The following is a 4881-nucleotide window of genomic DNA, read 5'->3' on the forward strand; positions in this document are numbered from 1 at the left end:
GCCTGGTGCTGCGCGCGACGTTTCTGGGCACGCGCGCGGAGCTCGAAACCGCGTTTTTGTCGACGCTGCCGCGGTTCTATCCGGCGCTCAACGAAGACTTCCTGAGCGTGCTTCCCGAAGCCGAGCGCGCCGATCCGCTCGGCGCCTATTGGCGCCGGATCCTCGATCCAGATCCCGCCGTGCATGCGCCCGCGGCGCGCGCCTGGGGAGAGACCGAAGGCATTCTTTCGACCGTCTCGCCGCGGCGGACGCGGCTCGACCGCGCCGCGCTGACAGGCAACGGGTCGCTGCCGATGACGCCGTTCATGGAGGCGCACTACTTCGCCCATGATTGTTTCCTGGAGCCGGACCAGCTGCTGCGCGATGCACCAAAGCTCGCCGGCATTCCAGGCGTGATCGTGCAGGGCCGCTACGACCTCTTGTGCCCACCGTCCACCGCGCAGCGCCTCGCGGCGCGATGGCCGGAGGCCGAGCTGCGCACCATCGATACCGCCGGCCACCTGCTCTACGACCCCGGCATCCGCGACGCGGTGATCGCCGGAATCACCGACGTCGCAGCGAAGATCGCCGGCTGAGGCCGCGCGTCAGACGCGAAACGCCGGCACGCCCGCGGGAGATCCGGTGGCACCGCCATCGACGAAAATTTCGGCGCTCTGGATGTGGGCGGCATCGTCGGAGGCGAGAAACAGCACGGTCTTGGCGATATGCTCCGGCTCGGCGATCCGGCCGAGCGGCGTCGCCGCCGCGATGCGTTGTTCGAGCACCGCCATCGCCTGATCGGTCGGCGCGGCGTCCTTCCAGATCGGTGTCCGCGCGCCGCCCGGCGCCACCACGTTGACGCGGATGTTGCGCGGCGACAGTTCGGAAGCCATCACCCGCGCCATTCCGCGCAGCCCGGCCTTGCTCGCCGCGTAGGCCGCAAAGCCCGGATTGCCGAGCACCGAGATCACCGAACCGTTGAGAATGATCGAGGCACCGTCGTTCAGATACGGCAGCGCAGCCTGCACGGTGAAGAACACCGCCGTCAGATTGGTGCGGATCACCTGCTCGAACGCCGCCAGCGAGGTGCCGCCGAGCGGCGTCGCGCCGGGGATACCCGCATTCGCGAACACGATATCGAGCTTGCCGAACCGCTCCGCCGCGCGGGCGACCGCGTTCTCGATCGCCGCGATGTCGGTGACGTCGGCCTCGACCGCGAGCGCCTGCGCGCCGAGCTCGTGCGCGGCCGCATCCAGCCTCGCCCGATCACGGCCGGTGATCGTCACGCGTGCGCCTTCGGCCACGAAGAGCTTGGCAGTCGCAAGACCGATGCCGCTGTTGCCGCCGGTGATCAAGGCCGTCTTGCCGCTCAGTCTCATGCTCGCCTCGTCTGGTTGCATGTTTAAACTGATTGGCACTTACGCCAGATAGTTTTATAATGCAACCACACAACAGCGTGATCGGGACGGTCTCACCATGGTGAAGCGAACCAGCTTCGAGAACGACGCCTGCCCGGTGGCGCGCGCACTGGACGCGATCGGCGACTGGTGGTCGCTGCTGATTATTCGCGAGGCGCTGTTCGGCGTGCGGCGATTCAACGAATTTCAGGCGCGACTCGGCCTCGCCAAGAACATCCTGTCGGTGCGGCTGCGCGCGCTGATCGAACACGGCATCCTGGAGCTGGCGCCAGCATCGGACGGCAGCGCCTATCACGAATATGTGCTCACCCCGAAAGGCCGCGGTGTGTTTCCGGTGCTGGTCGCGCTGCGGCAATGGAGCGAAGAATTCGACGCCCATCCCACCGAGATCGCGACCGTCCTTGTCGACGTCGAGCACGGCAGGCCAGTCAAGAAGCTCGAGCTTCACGCCGAGGACGGCCGGCTGCTCGCGCCCCACCAGACCACGTTGAAGCCGCGCGACGCCGTCAAGACGGGCAAGCGGCGCAAGCTCCCCCAATAGCAACTCAAAGGACATCCGATGCCGATTGCCGGACAAGGCATGCTGCTGACCTCGATGGACATCGCGCCGGAGGACGAGGCCGATTTCAATCGCTGGTACGACCGAGAACACATTGCCGAGCGAGTCGCGATCGAGGGCTTCGTCGAGGCGCGCCGCTACGTCGCGCTCGAAGCGACGCCGAAATATCTCGGGCTGTATTCGACCGAGCGCTTCGACGTGCTGAGCAGCGATGCATATCGAACGGCGCTCGCCAATCAGACCGAGTGGTCGAAACGCAATATCGCCAAATTCAAGAACATGATCCGGGGAGTCGCACGGATCACGCTGAGCCGTGGCCAGGGCCGCGGCGCGGTGCTTGGTCTCGTCCGCATCCGTCCCGTCGCGGGCCGGGAGGACGCCTTGCGCACCGGGCTGTCGGCCAAGCTCGATCCGTTGCCCCTTGACGGCATCATTTCGATGCACCTGCTCGAAAATGATCCGACACTGTCGAGGCCGCTGACCGATCCGCCCGGCATCACCAGCCCCGGCGCGTCAGACTGGTTCGTGCTGATCGACGGCACCAGCGCTGCGGCTGTCCAGGCGGCGCTTGCCGGCCGGTTCGAGACCGCGATTGCCGCCGCCGGCGCGGAGTTGATTGCGGCCGGGACGTATGCGCTGCTGTGGGATTTGGCGAAGGCCGATCTCGAGCGCTAAAGAGCGAATTTCGCCTGGTTTCGCCTGTAATCCTGGCATCACATCCCTGCGATAGATTGGCGTCAGGGAACCGTTTGCCGGTTCAGACGTCATCTTCGCATTGGGCGGTAATCGGCCGGCGTGCAAGGCGCCGGTCAGGACGTGTTGACAAGCCTCGATCCCCGGACGGAAATGCGAGCGAGGCCGTCATCGCACCGAACCAGCAGACAAGGCACCATGAATCCCGTCAAAGCGCTCGAAAAACACGGCCAGGCGATCTGGCTGGATTTCCTGGCCCGCGGCTTTATCGCCAAGGGCGACCTGAAGAAACTGATCGAGACCGACGGGGTGAAGGGGGTCACGTCCAATCCCTCGATCTTCGAAAAGGCGATCGGCGCGACCGACGAATATGACGGCGCGATCGGCGAGGCGCTGAAGAAGGGCGACCGCTCGGTCGGCGATCTCTACGAGACGCTCGCCGTCGAAGACATCCAAAACGCCGCCGACGTGCTGCGTCCGGTTTACGACAAGCTCGAGCACCGTGACGGCTTCGTCAGCCTCGAAGTCTCGCCCTATCTGGCGCTCGACCCCAAGGGCACGCTGGCGGAAGCCGAGCGGCTGTGGCGCGCGGTCGGTCGCGAAAATCTGATGATCAAGGTGCCGGCGACCCGCGAAGGCCTGCCCGCGATCAAGCAGCTCGTCTCCAAGGGCATCAGCGTCAACGTCACGCTGCTGTTCTCGCAGAAGGTCTATGTCCAGGTCGCCGAGGCCTACATCGCCGGCCTCGAAGCGTTGATCGCCTCCGGTGGTGATCCGGCGCATGTCGCCAGCGTCGCCAGCTTCTTCATCAGCCGCATCGACAGCGCGGTCGATGCCGCGCTCGACGACAAAATCGCCAAGGCGAACGATCCGTCCGAAAAGGAGCGGCTGGAAGAGCTGAAGGGCCAAGTGGCGATCACCAACGCCAAGCTCGCTTACCAGGACTACAAGCGGCTGTTCAGCGGCGACCGGTGGGCGAAGCTCGAAGCCTGCGGAGCCAAGCCGCAGCGGCTGCTGTGGGCCTCCACCGGCACCAAGAACAAGGCTTATAGCGATGTGCTGTACATTGAAGAGCTGATCGGCCCGGACACCGTCAACACCGTGCCGCCGGCGACGCTCGACGCCTTCCGCGATCACGGCAAGCCGAAGGACAGCCTGGAGAAGGACATCGACGACGCCCGCGCGGTGATCAAGGGCCTCGCCAGTGCCGGCGTGTCGCTCGATGCGATCACCGACAAGCTGGTCACCGAAGGCGTGCAGCTGTTTGCCGATGCGTTCGACAAGCTGCTCGGCGCGGTGGCGTTCAAGCGGGAGACCGTGCTGGCCGGCCGCGTCGGCAAGCAGACGCTGTCGCTGCCGGGCGAACTCGGCAACAGCGTCAAGCAGCAGACCGAAGCGTGGCGCAGCGCCGGCAAGATCCGCAAGATCTGGGCGCGTGATGAAGCCGTGTGGACCGATCACGACGAAGCCAAGTGGCTCGGCTGGCTGCACGCGCCGTCGGTCGCCAAGACCAAGCTCACCGAGTATCAGGACTTCGCCAAGTGGGTGAAGAGCCAGGGCTTCACCGATGCGGTGGTGCTCGGCATGGGCGGCTCCAGCCTCGGCCCCGAAGTGATCGCCGAGACCTTCCCGCGGCAGGACGGTTTCCCGAAGCTGCACGTGCTGGACTCGACCGATCCGGCGCAGGTCCGGGCGCTCGAAGCCAGCGTCAAGCTCGACTCGACGCTGTTCATCGTGTCGTCGAAGTCCGGCGGCACCACCGAGCCGAACGTGATGAAGGCTTACTTCTTCGCGCGCGTCACCGAAGCGATCGGCGCCGATCAGGCCGGTCGCCACTTCGTCGCCGTCACCGATCCCGGCTCGTCGATGGAGAAGGTCGCGACCGAGCAGAAGTTCGCCAAGATCTTCCACGGCGATCCGACCATCGGCGGACGCTACTCGGTGCTGTCGCCGTTCGGCCTGGTGCCGGCTGCGGCCGCGGGCCTCGACATTGCCAAGCTGCTCGACACCACGCTCGCGATGGTCCGCTCCTGCGGCACCGACGTGCCGCCGCAGCAGAACCCCGCGGTGCAGCTCGGTCTAGTGATGGGCTGCGCCGGGCTCGCAGGCCGCGACAAGGTGACGATCACGTCGTCGAAGGCGATCGCGGATTTCGGCGCCTGGGCCGAGCAGTTGATCGCCGAGTCGACCGGCAAGGAAGGCAAGGGTCTGATCCCGATCGACGGCGAGCCG

Annotated in this window: 5 protein-coding genes; 4 read left to right on the plus strand and 1 reads right to left on the minus strand. The window is 65.9% G+C overall.

Annotation, left to right across the window (positions count from 1 at the left end; genetic code table 11):
* A partial coding sequence (locus DYI24_RS21310; RefSeq protein WP_502706362.1) for an alpha/beta hydrolase family protein occupies positions 1-575 on the plus strand: 575 nt, incomplete at its 5' end.
* A 9-nt stretch (positions 576-584) separates the two neighbouring features.
* Here the strand turns inward: DYI24_RS21310 and DYI24_RS21315 are convergent.
* Positions 585-1358, minus strand: a complete 774-nt coding sequence (locus DYI24_RS21315) for an SDR family NAD(P)-dependent oxidoreductase (protein WP_164573749.1) — start codon at positions 1356-1358, stop codon at positions 585-587.
* Between the two features lie 97 nt (positions 1359-1455).
* On the opposite strand from DYI24_RS21315, the gene DYI24_RS21320 reads away from it, so the two are divergent.
* The 3 genes from DYI24_RS21320 to DYI24_RS21330 all read left to right on the plus strand — a co-directional run.
* Positions 1456-1938 carry a winged helix-turn-helix transcriptional regulator gene (locus DYI24_RS21320; protein WP_164573750.1) on the plus strand — a complete coding sequence of 161 codons (483 nt, stop codon included), beginning with the start codon at positions 1456-1458 and terminating at the stop codon, positions 1936-1938.
* Positions 1939-1956: 18 nt separating this feature from the next.
* Entirely contained in the window at positions 1957-2631 is a 675-nt protein-coding gene (locus DYI24_RS21325; RefSeq protein WP_164573751.1) for a DUF4286 family protein, read from the plus strand.
* A gap of 216 nt (positions 2632-2847) precedes the next feature.
* Positions 2848-4881 (plus strand): bifunctional transaldolase/phosoglucose isomerase (locus tag DYI24_RS21330; RefSeq protein WP_164573752.1); only part of this gene is annotated, 2034 nt, incomplete at its 3' end.

The organism is Rhodopseudomonas sp. BR0C11, assembly GCF_010820945.1.
GTDB lineage: Bacteria > Pseudomonadota > Alphaproteobacteria > Rhizobiales > Xanthobacteraceae > Rhodopseudomonas > Rhodopseudomonas palustris_H.